General features: G+C 61.3%; 14 protein-coding genes. 10 read left to right on the top strand and 4 right to left on the bottom strand.

What is annotated here, in order from left to right:
- Positions 1-42 precede the first annotated feature (42 nt).
- Positions 43-315 (top strand): DUF1652 domain-containing protein, encoded by a 273-nt coding sequence (locus tag M2394_RS21240; RefSeq protein WP_176997566.1) that lies wholly within the window; start codon positions 43-45, stop codon positions 313-315.
- Here the strand turns inward: M2394_RS21240 and M2394_RS21235 are convergent.
- The 3 genes from M2394_RS21235 to M2394_RS21225 all read right to left on the bottom strand — a co-directional run bounded on the left by M2394_RS21235 (position 278) and on the right by M2394_RS21225 (position 2,527).
- The gene (locus tag M2394_RS21235; RefSeq protein ID WP_178924004.1) at positions 278-1,471 is read right to left on the bottom strand and encodes an MFS transporter; all 1,194 of its coding nucleotides are present in this window, start codon (positions 1,469-1,471) and stop codon (positions 278-280) included. The two genes, M2394_RS21240 and M2394_RS21235, sit on opposite strands and share 38 nt — an antisense overlap.
- 77 nt (positions 1,472-1,548) lie before the next feature.
- Positions 1,549-1,857, bottom strand: a complete 309-nt coding sequence (locus tag M2394_RS21230) for an RcnB family protein (protein ID WP_259174452.1) — start codon at positions 1,855-1,857, stop codon at positions 1,549-1,551.
- Between the two features lie 211 nt (positions 1,858-2,068).
- Positions 2,069-2,527 (bottom strand): REP-associated tyrosine transposase, encoded by a 459-nt coding sequence (locus M2394_RS21225; protein ID WP_259174451.1) that lies wholly within the window; start codon positions 2,525-2,527, stop codon positions 2,069-2,071.
- Positions 2,528-2,828: 301 nt separating this feature from the next.
- Here M2394_RS21225 and M2394_RS21220 point away from each other — a divergent pair, with 301 nt between their 5' ends.
- Genes M2394_RS21220 through M2394_RS21210 form a run of 3 tightly spaced genes read left to right on the top strand, consistent with a single transcriptional unit; the run spans position 2,829 to position 5,863 of the window.
- Complete coding sequence (locus M2394_RS21220; RefSeq protein ID WP_010211306.1) at positions 2,829-3,386, top strand: helix-turn-helix domain-containing protein; 558 nt, start codon at positions 2,829-2,831, stop codon at positions 3,384-3,386.
- Between the two features lie 11 nt (positions 3,387-3,397).
- Positions 3,398-4,744, top strand: a complete 1,347-nt coding sequence (locus tag M2394_RS21215) for a glutamine synthetase family protein (RefSeq protein ID WP_259174450.1) — start codon at positions 3,398-3,400, stop codon at positions 4,742-4,744.
- Between the two features lie 21 nt (positions 4,745-4,765).
- The gene (locus tag M2394_RS21210; protein WP_178924000.1) at positions 4,766-5,863 is read left to right on the top strand and encodes a DNA alkylation repair protein; all 1,098 of its coding nucleotides are present in this window, start codon (positions 4,766-4,768) and stop codon (positions 5,861-5,863) included.
- A 125-nt stretch (positions 5,864-5,988) separates the two neighbouring features.
- Here the strand turns inward: M2394_RS21210 and M2394_RS21205 are convergent, their stop codons facing one another.
- Positions 5,989-6,882 (bottom strand): LysR family transcriptional regulator, encoded by an 894-nt coding sequence (locus M2394_RS21205; RefSeq protein ID WP_178923999.1) that lies wholly within the window; start codon positions 6,880-6,882, stop codon positions 5,989-5,991.
- Between the two features lie 130 nt (positions 6,883-7,012).
- Here M2394_RS21205 and M2394_RS21200 point away from each other — a divergent pair, with 130 nt between their 5' ends.
- The 6 genes from M2394_RS21200 (at position 7,013) to M2394_RS21175 (ending at position 16,624) form a co-directional block, all read left to right on the top strand.
- Complete coding sequence (locus tag M2394_RS21200) at positions 7,013-8,659, top strand: GMC family oxidoreductase (protein ID WP_259174448.1); 1,647 nt, start codon at positions 7,013-7,015, stop codon at positions 8,657-8,659.
- 159 nt (positions 8,660-8,818) lie between these two features.
- Positions 8,819-10,441 carry an MFS transporter gene (locus M2394_RS21195; RefSeq protein WP_176997557.1) on the top strand — a complete coding sequence of 541 codons (1,623 nt, stop codon included), beginning with the start codon at positions 8,819-8,821 and terminating at the stop codon, positions 10,439-10,441.
- Between the two features lie 227 nt (positions 10,442-10,668).
- Positions 10,669-12,618 carry a DNA topoisomerase III gene (locus tag M2394_RS21190; protein WP_259174446.1) on the top strand — a complete coding sequence of 650 codons (1,950 nt, stop codon included), beginning with the start codon at positions 10,669-10,671 and terminating at the stop codon, positions 12,616-12,618.
- Between the two features lie 131 nt (positions 12,619-12,749).
- Complete coding sequence (locus M2394_RS21185) at positions 12,750-13,190, top strand: CBS domain-containing protein (protein ID WP_078047822.1); 441 nt, start codon at positions 12,750-12,752, stop codon at positions 13,188-13,190.
- 417 nt (positions 13,191-13,607) lie between these two features.
- Positions 13,608-15,833, top strand: a complete 2,226-nt coding sequence (locus M2394_RS21180) for a cytochrome P450 (protein ID WP_259174445.1) — start codon at positions 13,608-13,610, stop codon at positions 15,831-15,833.
- Complete coding sequence (locus M2394_RS21175; RefSeq protein ID WP_178923446.1) at positions 15,830-16,624, top strand: trans-aconitate 2-methyltransferase; 795 nt, start codon at positions 15,830-15,832, stop codon at positions 16,622-16,624. Before M2394_RS21180 ends, M2394_RS21175 begins: the two co-directional genes overlap by 4 nt.
- The last annotated feature ends 2 nt before the right edge of the window (positions 16,625-16,626 follow it).

Raw genomic sequence — 16,626 nt, 5'->3', positions numbered from 1 at the left:
ATACCCTTTAAGGCATCGAAATGATGCCCTGAAGGAACCCGCATGTTTACCCTCGCCCAACTGCGCAACTGCATTGAAGAAGGCTTGTCGCCACTGACCTGTGAGTTCACCCTGTGCCGTGACGCGTCCCTGACCCTCAAGGTCTACGACCTGGACACCGGCCGGGTGGACCTGGTGGTCACCGGGATCAGCACCAACCGGCTGCAGACCCCGCAAGAAGTGGAAAAGATGGTGGAAGAGCTGCGCTACGAACTGCAGAGCAACACCATGGGCAAGCTCACGCTGGATGATTTGCCTTCAACGACGCCCCAATGAAATAGAACACCCCGCCCCCGACGATGAATGCCCCCAGCATGTAGAACATGGTGTGAGCCGGCAGGTTGGCCAACACCAGCCCACACAGCACCGGCCCAAGGGCGGCGCCCAGGTTGGACAAGTTCTGCGCCCCGTAATACATGCCCCGCAGGTGGTCCGGGGCGATGCGGTCGATGAACATGTACTCGGCCGGAAACACGATGATCTCCCCCACCGTGAACACCGCCATCGCCAGCACCCACCACAGCACGCTGGTGGACAGCGCAAAACCGATCAAGCCCAGCATGAACATGCCCAGGCCGGCGACCAGCCACTGGCCCAGGTAACGGTGGGAAATCCGCCGCCCGATCACGTATTGCAGGGCGATCACCAGCACTGCGTTGGTGGTCAGCACGGCGCTGACCACGGTGTAGGTGTATTCGGCCGTGGTGGTGGTCACCAGGTATTGCGACAGCCATGCTGTGAACTGGCCGAACACCACGGCGCTGAGCACACCGCCGAGGGTGAAGCACACCAGGCGATGATCCCTTAACAGAACACGGCCGACGGCAAGGAACGGCACCGGCTTTTGCGTGGCATCAACGGTCGCCAGGGTGCGGTCGCCCCAGCGCCAGTACAGCAGGAAGAACCCCACCCCCATCAGCGCCGACAGGATAAACGGCACGCTGATATCCAGCTTGGCCACTATCGCCCCGAACGCCGGGCCCACGGCGTAACCGATATTGGTCAGGGTGTACTTGATGGAAAACACTTCGCTGCGCGCATCCTCGGGCAGCAGGACGGCAAAACCGGCCTTCACCGCGATATCGATCACCGCATATGCCAGGTTGATCAGGATCAGACAGCTGTAGAACGCCCAGATATTCTGCGCGAGCACTGTGCCGATAAAGCCCAATACGAACAGCACACTCAAGGCCAGCAGCAAGCGATAGCTGTTGATGCGGTCGACCAGGAAACCGCCGTACACGCTGAGCAGCGAACCGACGATCAACGAACTGCCGATCACCAGGCCGACCTCGGTGATGTCCAGGGCAAAGTGGCTGGAAAGGTAGATGACGAGGTAGGGAAACGTGATCGCCTTGGCCAGCGTCAGCAGCAACGTGGCGGACAGCAACAGGTTAACGGTACGGGGGTAGTTTCTTATTGTGGCAAGCATCCTGCTCTCTTTCTCTTAAGGTAACGCGGCGTCTATAGCCGGCTACCTTAACGCATGAGCTGGGACAAAATGCAAGGTCATTTCTTGACGGGCGTGATCTCAAGAATGGTGCCATTGGTGGTCTTGAGCAGCACGAACTTATCGCCTACACGCGCCCATTGGCTGTCGGCCTCAGGCTGTTTGAGGCCGCGCTGTTTCCAGTCGCTGACGGCCGATTCCTTGCGCATCAGGATATCCGGGGCACGGTCGCCTTCTTTCAAATCGCGGGTGTTGATGCTGGAAGGTTGCACGGTTTCTTGCGGAGTATCACCGGCCTGCACGATGAAGCTGGCAGTGGACAGGCTGGTGGCGACCAGCAGGCTGGCGATCAGGGACGTTGATTTCATGGGTGCTCCTTCAAGGGATGAGGCGTACCTAAGGTCGGACCACTGCCACGCGTGATCATTCAATCAACCCTGTGGCGAGGGAGCTTGCTCCCGCTGGGCTGCGCAGCAGCCCCAAAAGTCAGACCGAGGCCTTTCTGAATCAACGCGCTGAAGCCATTGGGGCCGCTTCGCGGCCCAGCGGGAGCAAGCTCCCTCGCCACAGGGGTTGCCTTTATAGCCAGGCGGCGTCCCATAGGGGGTAATCACCCACATGATCGACCAGACCTGCTCGCAAGGGATTGCCGATGATGTATCGCGCGATTTGTATAAGGTCTTCTTCTGCACGGGCTGCGCGGTCATGGTAGCAGCTTTGCCAAAAAGCTCCCTGTGCGCCACGGGCACGATTGATGGCCAAGGTACTCTTGGATTTCACCCGCCTCATGACCTGGGGTAATGCTGCGTCTCGCAACTCAAACAGCCAGTGGAAATGGTCCGGCATGATGACCCACGCAAGGGATTCAACCAGGCTGAGGTCGTGCGCCTGCTTGAACTCTGCAACCAATAACCGTCCTAGATAAAGGTTGGTGAAAACGGGGCGTCTTTGATAAACCACAGCAGTGACCAGATAGGCGCGACCTGATTCCGAATAACGACCACGGCGTAACAAATGAGAATTGGGCTTTTGAAGCAATCCTCTGCTCCTCTGAATGAATAATTAATGCCTTCAACCTAGCAGGCGCCCCCAATGCTCTTGCTCTGTACAGTGTCCCAATATGTCACCGTTCCCCCTGTGGCGAGGGAGCTTGCTCCCGCTGGGCTGCGCAGCAGCCCCAAAAGTCAGACCGAGGCCTTTCTGAATCAACGCGCTGAAGCCATTGGGGCCGCTTCGCGGCCCAGCGGGAGCAAGCTCCCTCGCCACATAGGTAATCAGTAGCATTGCCCGCGTGAAATAAATCCTGTAATTTTTCATGAAATTTATCGAAATAAATTTCATGACCCCACAAGAAGAACTCGCCACCCTCGCCGCGCTGATCCACGACCTGCGCAAGCACAAGAAGCTCACCCTCGCCCAGCTCGCGCAGAAAATCGAGCGCTCGGTGGGTTTCCTGTCTCAGGTTGAACGCGGCCTGTCGCGCCCGACCGTGGCGGACCTCACGGCCATCAGCCACGCCCTCGACGTGCCCACCACTTACTTCTACAGCCAGCCCAAACCCAAGGCGGTGGACTGGATCACTCGTCCCAACGAACGGCGCACGGTGTATTACGCCAATGGCATCACCGACATCCTCGTCTCGCCCAGCATGAACGGCGCCTTCTCGATGCTCGACAGCCTGCTTGCCCCCGGCGCCAACAGCGGTGAACAAACCATGAGCGACCGCGCCGAACAGGCCGGTTTCGTGCTGGAAGGCGAGTTGACACTGTGGGTGGAGGGCGAAGCCGATTCGGTCACCCTCGGCCCCGGCGACAGCTTCCACCTGGCCAGTTTTGCCCATTGCCGCTATGCCAACCTGACCGACCTGCCCGCCCGCGTACTGTGGGTTTACAACTAGGAGCTGCACCCGTGAAAAGCCATGCCTCCACGTTACTGGCCGAAGTACGGACCTTTCGCCAGAACCATCCCGATGTGCGTTATGTCGACCTGATCGCCCTGGACATTCCCGGGCACTTCTACGGCAAACGCTACCCCATCGAGATGCTGGAAAAAGTTGCCGCCGGCAGCCCCTTGAAGTTGCCGCAGAACGCTGTGCTGCTGGGGGCCCAGGGTGGGCTGTTCAAGATTGGTGACTACTGCTTCAACGACGGCGACCCGGACGCCAACCGCCGGCTGGTGCCCGGTACGCTCAAGCCGGTGAGCTGGGAATCGCAGCCGTTGGGCCAGATGCTCATCACCTCCGACGGCACCGAGGCGCCGATCGAATTCGAACCCCGCGAGGTGTTGGCCAAGGTGCTGGAGCGCCTGCAGCACAAGGGCATTCACCCGGTGGTGGCGTTCGAGCTGGAGTTCTACCTGTTCGACAAAAAGCTCGATAACGGCCTGCCGCAGTTCGCCCGCGACCCGTTGAGTGATGACGCCGATGACCAGCCCAACCTGCACATCGAACGGCTGTCACGCTTCAGCGAGGTACTGGATGACATGGCGCAGACCGCCAAGGACCAGGGCATCGACATCACGGTGATCACCGCCGAAATCGGCCCCGGCCAGTTCGAGATCAACTTCGGTCATTTGGACGATGGCCTGCGCGCCGCTGACTGGGCCGCCCTGTTCTGCCGCAGCACCCGAGGCGTGGCGCTCAAGCACGGTTATCGCGCCAGTTTCATGGCTAAGCCGTACCTGCAATACCCCGGCAGCGGCATGCATGTGCACGTCAGCCTGTATGACGGCGCGGGCAATAACCTGCTGGCCGCGCACCAGCAGCAACCGTTGCGCCACGCCGTGGCCGGTTGCCTGGAGTTGCTGCCCCACTGCATGCCGATCTTTTCGCCCAACAGCAATGCCTTCCGCCGCCTGGGCGGCACGGTGAATGCGGCGACTCGCGCCAGTTGGGGCTTTGAAGACCGCGACGCGTGCGTGCGTATCCCTGAGTCCGACCCGCGCAACCTGCGCATCGAGCACCGCCTGGCCAGTGCCGATGCCAACCCGTACCTGGTGCTGGCGGCGATCCTGGTCGGCCTGGAGCATGGCCTTGAAGCCAAACGCGAGCCCATCGCACCGCTGAACGAGGACCGCAGCAGCGGCACCGACTTCCCCCTGGAAATGCTCGAAGCCGTGCGTGCCATGCACCACCAACCGGTATTGCGCGATAAGCTGGGCGCCGAATTTGTCGACGTGTACTGCGAGAACAAACGCCAGGACCACCTGGCCTTCCAGCAAGAGATTCATGCGCGGGAATACCGCTGGTTTCTCTGACCCCACCCAATGGAATCACCGATGACCGACCAAAGCGCCCCGGCCCTCAAGGAAATTTTCAACGTCGAACGCCTGCAACACATCGCCACCGAGATGACAGCGGTGTACCCGGCGTTCGACGCCAAGGGGTTTCTCAAACACGCCAAGGCCGGGCTGGCCGAGTTGTCGGTGATGCAGCGCATGGCGCGGGTCAGCGAGAGCCTGCACGCGGTGATACCTCTGGATTACCCGCAAACACTCAAGCTGCTGCATGCCCTGGCACCGCGCTTGAACAGTTCGTTTGTCAGCCTGTTCCTGCCGCACTACGTGGCGAGCTACGGGCTGGATGATTTCAAGCGTTCCATGGCCGCGCTGAAGTACTTCACCACTTTCGGTTCCGCTGAATTCGCCATCCGCCACTTTCTGCTGCACGACTTCCCGCGCACCCTGGCGGTGATGCAAGCCTGGTCGCTGGACGACAACGAACACGTGCGCCGCCTAGCCAGCGAAGGCTCGCGCCCGCGCCTGCCCTGGTCGTTTCGCCTGGCCGATGTGCAAGCCAACCCCGAGCTGTGCGCGTCGATCCTCGACAACCTCAAGGCCGACCCCAGCCTGTACGTGCGCAAGTCGGTGGCCAACCACCTCAACGACATCACCAAGGACCACCCCGACTGGGTGCTCGGCCTGATCGAAGGCTGGAACCTGGAGAACCCCCACACCGCCTGGATCGCCCGCCATGCCCTGCGCAGCCTGATCAAGCAAGGCAACACCCGCGCACTGACGATCATGGGCGCAGGGGCCAAGGCCGAGGTGAAGCTTCACCACCTGAAGGTCACGCCGGCTGTGATCAACCTGGGCGAGCGCATCAATCTGTCCTTCAGCCTGGAATCCACCGCTGCTGCGCCACAGAAGCTAGTGGTCGACTACGCCATCGACTACGTGAAAAGTGCCGGGCACAGTGCGAACAAAGTGTTCAAGCTCAAGGCCTTCAGCCTGGGCGCCGGCGAGCAGCAGCACGTTCGGCGCGAGCAGCACATTCGCGACATGACCACCCGCAAGCACTACCCCGGCCGGCATGTGGTGCATGTGTTGGTGAATGGGGAAAGGTTGGGGAGCGCGGAGTTTGAGTTGCGCGCCTGACGCAATACCCCCCCGACCTGTAGGAGCCAGCTTGCCGGCGATTGCGGTGTGTCAGTTGATAAATCTGGCGACTGATACACCGCCATCGCAGGCAAGCCAGCTCCCACAGTGAGGGTCCGATTTCTTCAGTGGGTTTCACCCAGCAACAAGCCCTGCTCCCGCGCGCACAACTCCACCACGTAATCCCACAACACCCGCAGCCGCACTGACTTGTGCAGCTCCCGTCGCGAGCTGATCCAGTAACTGCGTTGTATCCCCTCCCCCGGCAGCAACGGCACCAGGTCCGGGTCGCCGGCGGCCATGAAGCACGGCAACACCGCAATGCCCAGCCCCGAGCGCGCCGCCTGGTGCTGGGCGATAACACTGGTGCTGTGGAACACCACCTTGGGGTTACGGCAAAAGCTGCTGAGGAATTTGAGTTCCTGGCTGAATAGCAGGTCGTCCACGTAATCGATCCAGGCGTGGGCGGCGAGGTCTTCGCGTTTTTCGATCGGCGGGTTGCGGTCCAGGTAGGCGCGGCTGGCGTATAGCGCCAGGCGGTAGTCGGTGAGCTTGCGGGTGACGAGTTGGTCGACGCTGGGGCGTTCGAGGTGGATGCTGATTTCCGCTTCGCGGTTGAGGATGCTGACAAAGCGCGGCACCGCCACCAACTCCACCTCCAGCCCCGGGTAGCGCTCGAACAACCCGCCCATGCGGCTGGCCAGGAACATTACGCCCAGGCCTTCGGCGACGCCGAGGCGGATTTTGCCCAGGGGCGCGGCGCTGTGGGTGAGCTCGTCTTCGGCCAGCAGCGCGACGTTTTCCATGGCCTCGGCGTGCTTGAGCAAGGCTTCGCCCGCGGGGGTGAGTTCGTAACCCTGGGCGTGCTGCACGAACAACGCGGTGCCGAGGCTTTTTTCGATGGCTTCGATATGCCGGGCCACAGTGGCGTGGGTGGTTTTCAGGCGTTGCGCGGCGGTGAGCAGGCGGCCGCTGCGTTGCAGCTCCAGAAAATATCGCAGGTCATTCCAGTCGAACATGTCGCCTCCATTGCATGAACTCCGGCCGCGCTGTTTAAAAACGCACAGCAGCTGGGTAAAAACTAACATTTTTAAGACGAAAACTAACAACTAGGATGGAACCCATAAGAAAAACAAGCGAGACCTTCAGATGCCCATTGCAACTGCTGAATACGATTACATCGTCGTAGGCGCCGGCCCCGCAGGCTGCCTGCTGGCCAATCGACTGTCCGCCAACTCCGCCCACCGCGTGTTGCTACTGGAAGCCGGTGGCCGCGACAACTACCCCTGGATCCACATCCCCGTCGGCTACCTGTTCTGCATCGGCAACCCACGCACCGACTGGTGCTTCAAGACCGAGGCCCAAGAAGGCCTGCAAGGCCGTGCGCTGAGTTATCCGCGCGGCAAAGTATTGGGCGGCTGCTCCTCCATCAACGGCATGATCTACATGCGTGGCCAGGCCCAGGACTACGACGGCTGGGCGGCCCTGGGCAACCCGGGCTGGGCCTGGAACGACGTGCTCCCGCTGTTCAAGCACAGCGAAAACCACTTTGCCGGCGGCTCGGACTTCCACAGCGATGGTGGTGAATGGCGCGTGGAACAACAGCGCCTGCACTGGCCGATCCTCGACGCGTTTCGGGATGCCGCGGCGCAAAGCGGCATCGCGCCGATCAGCGACTTCAACACCGGCGATAACGAAGGCTGCGGCTACTTCCAGGTCAACCAGAAAGCCGGTGTGCGCTGGAACGCGGCAAAGGCGTTTCTCAAGCCGGTTCGCCATCGGCCCAACCTCACGGTACTGACTGATGTGGACGTCGACCGTGTGCTGCTGGAAAACGGCCGCGCTTCGCAGGTCATCGCACGTCAGCATGGCCAGCAGGTGAGCTGGAAGGCACGCAAGGAAATCGTGTTGTGTGCCGGCTCCGTGGGTTCGCCCGGCATTCTGCAGCGCTCGGGCATCGGCCCGTCCAACGTGCTCAAACCCTTGGGCATCGAGGTGCTGCGCGAACTGCCTGGGGTGGGCGGCAACCTGCAAGACCACCTGCAATTAAGGCTGATCTACAAGCTGGAAAACGCCCGCACCCTGAACCAGATCGCCGGTTCCGTGTGGGGCAAGATGGGCATGGGCCTGCAGTACCTGTATGACCGCAGTGGCCCGCTGTCGATGGCGCCCAGTCAGTTGGGGGCGTTCGCCCGCTCGGGCCCCGAGCAGGCGTCGGCCAACCTTGAATACCATGTGCAGCCACTGTCCCTGGAGCGCTTCGGCGAACCGCTGCACGGGTTCCCGGCGTTCACCGCATCGGTGTGCGACCTGCGCCCACAGAGTCGCGGGCGCATTGATATTCGCTCTGCCAACCCTGCGGATGCGCCGCTGATCCGCCCCAATTACCTGAGCCATCCCGAAGACTTGCGGGTGGCCGCCGATGCGATCCGCCTGACACGTCGCATTGTCGCTGCGCCTGCCCTGAGCCAGTTCAAGCCGGTGGAATACCTGCCCGGCGATTCGCTGCAAACCGAAGAAGAACTGCACGAAGCAGCAGCCCGCATCGGTACGACTATCTTCCATCCGGTGGGCACCTGCCGCATGGGCGACGACCCGGATGCCGTGGTGGACGCACAGCTGCGCGTGCATGGCGTGCCGGGCCTGCGCATCGCCGACGCCTCGATCATGCCGCGCATCACGTCCGGCAACACCTGTTCACCTACGCTGATGATTGCGGAAAAAGCCGCACAGCTGATCCTTTCGCCGAATACAAGGAACCTTGCTGCCGAGAAAACAATCGCCACACCCGCGTGACCTGCAGGCGTCCGGCTTGCCGGCGATTGCACCCTCTGGATTTGCGTATGACTTGAGGGCGCCATCGCCGGCAAGCCGGGCTCCTGCATAAGGACGACCGGCGCTGAAGTTGGCGCCGACAGTGGAACAACAATAAATAATCACTGTGAGGGCTACCCGATGTCAGAACATGCTCAACCCCTGGGCTCGGCGGTTACCGCCAGCGCCGGCAACGACTCCAAAAAGGTCATCTTCGCCTCGTCCCTGGGGACGGTGTTCGAGTGGTATGACTTTTTCCTCTATGGCGCCCTCGCGGCGGTGATCAGCAAGCAGTTCTTTGCCGGGGTCAACGACACCACGGCGTTCATCTTTGCCCTCATGGCGTTTGCCGCAGGCTTCGTGGTGCGCCCCTTTGGCGCGCTGGTGTTCGGCCGCCTGGGGGATATGATCGGGCGCAAGTACACCTTCCTGGTGACCATCATCCTGATGGGCGTGGCAACCTTCTGCGTCGGCCTGTTGCCCACCTACGCCAGCATTGGCATTGCGGCGCCGATCATCCTGATCGTGCTGCGCATGCTGCAAGGCCTGGCGTTGGGCGGTGAATACGGCGGTGCAGCGACCTACGTGGCCGAGCACGCACCGGCCGGCAAACGCGGTTTCCACACCAGCTGGATTCAATCCACCGCTACCCTCGGCCTGCTGCTGTCGCTGCTGGTGGTGCTGGCCTGCCGTTACTTCACCGGTGACCAGTTCGAGGTGTGGGGCTGGCGGATTCCGTTCCTGTTCTCCATCGTGCTGCTGGGCATTTCCACCTGGATCCGCATGAGCCTGCATGAGTCGCCGGCCTTCCTGAAAATGAAAGAGGAAGGCAAGGCGAGCAAATCGCCAATCCGCGATTCCTTCGGCAAATGGGAAAACCTCAAGATCGTGCTGATTGCGCTGTTCAGCATCAACGGCGGGCAAGCGGTGACCTTCTACGCAGCGCAATTTTATGTGCTGTTCTTCCTCACGCAATTCCTGAAGATGGACCCAGCCCTGGCGAACATGCTGTTGATCATCAGCGTGGTGATCGGCGCGCCGTTCTTTATTTTCTTCGGCTGGCTGTCGGACAAGATCGGGCGCAAACCGGTGCTGATGCTCGGCCTGCTGCTGGCAACCGCGCTGTACTTCCCGATCTTCAAGGGCCTGGCGCACTACACCAACCCCGCCATGGACCAGGCCAGCCACCAGGCGCCGATCACCGTGACGGCCGACCCGGCCACCTGCACCTTCCAGTTCGATCCGGTGGGCAAGGCGAAATTTGACAGCCCGTGCGACAAGGTCAAGACGTTTCTGGTCAAGCAGGGCCTGCCCTACAGCAGCGCCGCCGCACCCGCCGGCAGCCCGGTACAGGTGAGCGTGGGCGAAGTGCGTATCGACGGCTTCGACGAGGCCGCCCTGCGCGGCGCGGTGACCCTGGCCGGCTACCCGACTTCGGCGGATGTGGCCCAGGTCAACAAGACCATGGTGGTGGTGCTGATCGTGGCGCTCATCCTGATCGCGGCCATGTGCTACGGCCCGCTGGCGGCGTTGATGGTGGAGCTGTTCCCGACGCGTATCCGCTACACCTCGATGTCGCTGCCCTACCACATCGGTAACGGCTGGTTTGGCGGGTTCCTGCCCACCGTATCGTTTGCCCTGGTGGTGTACACCGGCGATATCTTCTACGGTTTGTGGTACCCGGTGGCCGTGACCGGGGTGAGCCTGATCGTGGGGCTGTTCTGCCTCAAGGAAACGCGCAACGTGGATATCGACAACAACTGATCTTCAACACACTGGAGATCCTCTGTGGGAGCGGGCTTGCTCGCGAATTCGGTGCATCAGTCAAAGACGAGTTGACTGACCCGCCGCCTTCGCGAGCAAGCCCGCTCCCACATTGGGTTGTGTGGCTGCCACACAAATTGCTGTATATCCATCCAGATAATGGTTGATCAAATCCCTTCTTTTGCCCATCCTGCTCCCCATTCAACTGTGTAACGAATGGGCTGACCATGCGGCTGTACCTCTGTGAAAAACCCTCCCAGGCCAAGGACATTGCGGCCGCGCTCGGCGCCAGCCGCCGTGGCGACGGGTGCTGGCTAGGCACCGGGGTTACCGTCACCTGGTGCATCGGCCACCTGCTGGAAACCGCCCCGCCCGATGCCTACGACGAGAAGTACAAACGCTGGGTGCTGGCCGACCTGCCGATCATCCCGGAAAAATGGAAGATGCGGGTCAAGCCCAAGACCGCCAGCCAATTCAAGGCGGTCAAGCGCCTGTTGGGGGAAGCCCAGGAACTGGTGATCGCTACCGACGCCGACCGCGAAGGCGAGATGATTGCCCGTGAGCTGGTGGAGCACTGCCGTTATCGCGGGCCTATCCAGCGCCTGTGGCTGTCGGCACTGGATGACGCTTCCATCCGCAAGGCCCTCGCCGCACTCAAACCGGGGGCAGAAACCTTTAGCCTGTATCACTCGGCTCTTGGCCGTTCCCGCGCCGACTGGCTGATCGGCATGAACATGAGCCGGCTGTTCACCTTGCTCGGGCGCCAGTCCGGGTATCAAGGCGTGCTGCCCGTGGGCCGCGTGCAAACGCCGACCTTGCGCCTGGTAGTGGACCGCGACCGCAGCATTGCCGACTTCGTGCCGGTGGCCTACTGGGCCATCGATGTCGACCTGCAACATGAACGCATGACCTTCACCGCCCAGTGGCGCGCCGCCGAGGATGCCTGTGATGACCAGGGCCGCTGCCTCAACCCGCAACTGGCACGGGAAGCCGCAGACGCGATGAGCAACGCCGTCCGTGCACGCCTGGTAAAACTGCGCACCGAGCGCATGCGCGAAGTGGCTCCCCTGCCCTTCGACCTGGGCACCCTGCAGGAAATCTGCTCCAAGAAGCTGGGCCTCGGCGCCCAGGAAACGTTGGATATCGCCCAGTCGCTCTACGAAACCCACAAGGCCATCACTTACCCGCGAAGCGATTGCGGCTACCTGCCGGTGAGCCAGCACAGCGAAGCGCCGAAGATCCTCGCAGCACTCGGGCGCGCAGACGCGGCCGTGAATGAGCTGATGCCGCATCTCGATGCCCAGCGCCGTTCACGGGCCTGGAACGACGCCAAGGTCAGCGCGCACCACGGCATCATTCCCACTGGCGCCGGTAAGGATGCCAGCCAACTCACCGGCAAACATCGGGCGGTGTACACGCTGATTCGTGCGCGCTACCTGGCGCAGTTCCTGCCCAACCATGAATACGATCGCACCCAGGCGGATTTCGACTGCGCCGGCTTTGCGTTGCGCGCGGTGGGCAAGGTGGTGATCGAGCCGGGCTGGAAACGCGCATTGCCTGAAGCGCTGGCCCCGGCCAAGGGGCGTGAAGCGCCGGCGCCTCAAGCGTTGCCGACATTGGTGCAGGGCCAGCACTACGCGGTGGCAAAGGTCAACCTGAAAGACCTGTGGACCCAGCCGCCCAAGCCCTTTACCGAAGGGGACCTGATCAAGGCGATGAAGAACGTCGCCAAGCTGGTGGAAGACCCGCTGCTCAAGCAAAAACTCAAGGATACCACCGGCATCGGCACCGAGGCCACCCGCGCCGGAATTATCCAGGGGCTGTTGGATCGTGGTTACCTGGTGAAAAACGGCAAGGCCCTGTCGGCCACAGCGGCGGCGTTCAGCTTGATCGACGCAGTGCCCCGCGCCATAGCCGACCCGGGCACCACGGCCATCTGGGAGCAGGCACTGGACATGGTGCAAAGCGGTGAAATGAGCCTGGAGGAATTCGTTGCCAAACAGGCGGCCTGGATGAGCAAGCAGGTGGCACGCTGCAACGGGATGCGCATGACCATCACCGCACCGGCCAGCCCCGCAGGCCGTAGTGCCACCCCCTGGAAAAAGAAACGCAAGAGTGCCCCACGCAAGGCAGCGACGGGCCCGAAACGGGCGAAAAAGCCGAAAAATGCAGGGTAAAGCGCAAAAAAATCCGGGGAATGACGTTTTTCGACGGGTTTGACGCCGCTTTGGACCTTGCGACGGCGTGGGCCGTCTAGGATTCTGTAGGGGGACCCTGACCCACTAACAACAACATCGGAGTGGCCGCCATGAAAACCGTCGCACAAGTGCTCAAAGCCAAGGACCAGAAAAACCAGGACGTCCACACCATCAAGCACGACCATACCGTGTTTGAAGCGCTGGTGCGGATGTCGGAGAAAAACGTCGGGGCCTTGCCGGTGGTCCAGGACGGTGTAGTGGTAGGCATCATCAGTGAGCGTGACTACGCGCGCAAAATCATGCTCAAGGGGCTGTCATCGGTCACCACCAAGGTCCATGAGGTGATGAGCTCTCCGGTGATCACCGTCGACACCCATAAAAAGGTCGATGAGTGCATGAACATCATGACCGACAGTCACCTGCGCCACCTGCCCGTGGTCGAAGACGGCAAACTGCTGGGCCTGCTGTCCATCGGTGACCTGGTGAAGGAAGCCATTGCCGACCAGGCTGACCTGATCAAACAGTTGGAGCAGTACATCCGCGGGGAGTAGAGACCCCGAAGGCGTGTGCCGCAACGAGGCGGCACACGCGGTATACATACCAAACGCTCCGGGGTTGGGTTTTATGCCCGCGCCATGGGAGCCGTTTCCTGTGCTGACCACAGTTAACTCCTACATCTTGAGCATTTCGTCCTCCAGTAAAGTCTGCCGGTCTGAATAGCCGGGTTGGCCGAACAATGGAGTTTTTTGCGTATACGACACAGGGACGCTCTATGGCTGATACTCCAGGCCATGGCTCAATCTCGAACGCCTTACACCTCCCCGCCAGCGAACGATCCCTCCAAACGCGCACTGACCGCCCCAATTGCTCAGAAACACCCTCCAAGCCTTCCATTTTGCAGAAAACGGAACCGCTCGGGTGTTGCCGCCAAACGATCCTTATAAAAACTTGATTCAAGGTAGAGCGCCATGCCAACGGTACACCTCGAAGGCGGCCCCCGTATCCGCCACGGCCGTCATTTACCGCCGACATCACTGATCATTCCAGAGATTCGGCTTCCTTTTGCCGGTCCGCCGCCCCGTTCCGACAACGATCAGTTGAAGGCGCATGCCCTTGCTTGGGCACAGCAACGTGGCTTGATCGGTCGACGCGGTGCGCATCGGTTAAACACCACGCCGCTGCTCGAGCTGGGGATGGCGTTGTGCGGACAAGCCCCCACACACCGAGCCGAGACGCTGGTGTGCTGGTATCTGTGGGCGCTTACGCTGGACGATCGGATTGATGACGGGCCATGGGCGGAAAACGGTGCATTGGAGCGATTCGTCACCGCCGTGCAGGCAGTGACCGAGAACGATGGCACGCATCCCTCCAGTGAAATGAGCCGTTTTGATGACCCGATGCTGACTGTCCTGGCCAACGATCTGTGGCCACGCACCAGACACTGGGGTAACGACGGTTGGCGGCAACGGCTTGTACGGCACCTGATCCGACACCTGCGCGCCCAGGTGACGCTGGTGCGAATGCGTGAAACCGACGCGGTGCTCACGCTGGCCGAATATCTGCCATTGCGCCGGGATTCGTTCGGCGCACTGTTCTTTTTTGATCTGATAGATGCCGCCGAAGCACTCGACCCCTACCAGCCTCCAGCGGACATCGAATGGTGGGACACACTGCGCGGACACAGTGCCGATATCATTGCCTGGACGAACGATATCCATTCGATTGCCAAAGATGTGGTGTGTGGTGAGCACTTCAACCTGGTATCGATACTGGCGGACAGCGCAGGCATGGAATGGCCAGCCGCGATCGACTCTGCGCATCAGATGGTGGTCAACGCCGTCACGGCGTTCACGGCTGTCGCCACTCGCCCAGCCCATCACCTGCCATCCGCTGCAACCGAGCCGGACCGGCTGCGACAGGTTGTCCGGGCAGCGGGTGACTGGCACCAGACCGTTTCTCGCTACCACCTGCACACCACCGGCGCTACAACTCAGGCCAACCGGACAGTGGACCTGACACTTACGCCACCCACGCTGAAATCCAGGCAGTTCGAAATCGACCCCTATCCCTTGTATGAACGTTTACGTACCACTCTGCCGATCACCTACGACGAGCCCACGGACGTATGGCTGGTCAGCCGGTATGTGGATGTCAAAGCTGCATTGACTCATCCGCAAGCCAGCAACAATAACTACGCCTGGCAGATTGGGCCGCTGCTGGGACACACTCTCGTGGCGATGGACGGCTGTGAACACGCTCAGCACCGTGCACTGCTCAGCCCATCGTTTCGCAGCCAAGCCCTTGCCGCGCTTGAAGCATCCATCATTTCGGTCACCACTGACCTGCTGGCACGCATGCATGGCCGGGCCCAGGTGGACCTTATCGCCGACTTCACTGCAGCACTGCCCGTGCGGGTGATGGCTCACGCACTGGGCCTGCCGGCTGACACCTGCGAAGAGGTAGAGCGGCTGAAGCGCTGGTGCGCGATCGGCTTCGCTTACATGGGCAATTATCGACAGGACCCGGCCCTGCTGACCGGGGGGTTGTCCAATCGAGACAATTTCTACGATTTCATCCAGCCACACATCGACGCCCGCCGCGCTAAACCTGCAGATGATTTGATTTCACAGCTCCTGGCGGCAGAGATTGACGGCCAACCATTGCCTGAAACCTTCGTCCGGGCTTACTGCGCAATTCTGATGACTGCAGGTAGCGAGACCAGTCACGGCGCCCTCGCAAATCTCATTGTCAACCTGCTGAGCGAACCCGGCGTCAAAGACGCCGTGATGGCTGATCCCGACTTGATGGACACTGCGCTCACCGAAACCTTGCGACGCAACCCTCCTTTGCAACTCGTACTCCGCGAGGCCCGCGAGGCGCTGCAACTGCCGTCGGGAACGATTCCTTCCGGTGCGACCCTGGCCTGCCTGATCGGCTCGGCCAACCGTGATCCGGCTCAATACACCGACCCGGACACCTTCAGCTTGTCGCGCACCGATCAGGCAACAAATCATTTCGCGTTCGGCGCAGGGCGTCACTTCTGCCTGGGATCCATGCTGGCGCGGATGGAAATCACGATCGGCGCTCGCATGCTGCTACAGACCTTTCCAGACGTGCGCTGGGCGCCAGGGTTCCAGCCCTCGGAACACGGCTTTCTGAACCGCTGCCCCGACCGACTGGAGGTCGTTCTATGACCACTGCTGCCCCCGGCTACACCGACAGCTATCTCGGCGACCAGCACGCCGGCCAATTGGCACGCTTGCGCACGCTTGAATGCGCCTTTGACCCACAGAGCCAAACGGTTTTCGACCAGCTCAACCTTCCGTGCAAGCCTGACATCCTCGATCTCGGCGCCGGTGCGGGGTCGTTCACTGGCTGGCTGGCCCAGCGATACCCTGACGCGACAGTCACGGCGACCGATATCGATACCCGATTCCTCGCCGATATACCCGGCATAAAGGTGCTCACCCACAATGCCGTTACCGATGACTTTCCTGTGGCCTCTTTTGATGTGGTACACGCCAGGGCGCTCCTGTGCCACCTCCCCCAGCGGGAAGACATATTGACGCGCGCCGTCACCTGGCTTCGCCCTGGTGGCTGGTTGGTGGTCGAAGACGTGAGCCTACAGCCGAGCTTGAAAACCTCGCACCCATTGTTCCGAAAAGTCGCCCAAGCCGGCATCACACTTCTGACAAAATCCATAGGCTCCGACATGCTCTGGGCCGATACGCTCCCTGACCGATTGCGTGACAGGGGACTCTCCAACGTAGGGCATCGCCTCTTTGAAGGCCGAATCGGTGATAACAGCCCTGCCGATACATTCTGGGCCTCAACTACCCTACAGGCTGGGCCGGCGCTGCTGAAACTTGGGTTACTCACCCAGGATGACCTGGAGGCCATGACCCACCTGCGTGCCGATCCAACATTCACCGACACTGCATTGACATTTGTCAGCGCCTGGGGACAAGCCCCTGGACGTGGGTAGAA

It is taken from the genome of Pseudomonas sp. BIGb0164, from assembly GCF_024810135.1.
Classification (GTDB): domain Bacteria; phylum Pseudomonadota; class Gammaproteobacteria; order Pseudomonadales; family Pseudomonadaceae; genus Aquipseudomonas.
This window is presented reverse-complemented; position numbering and strand designations above follow the sequence as displayed.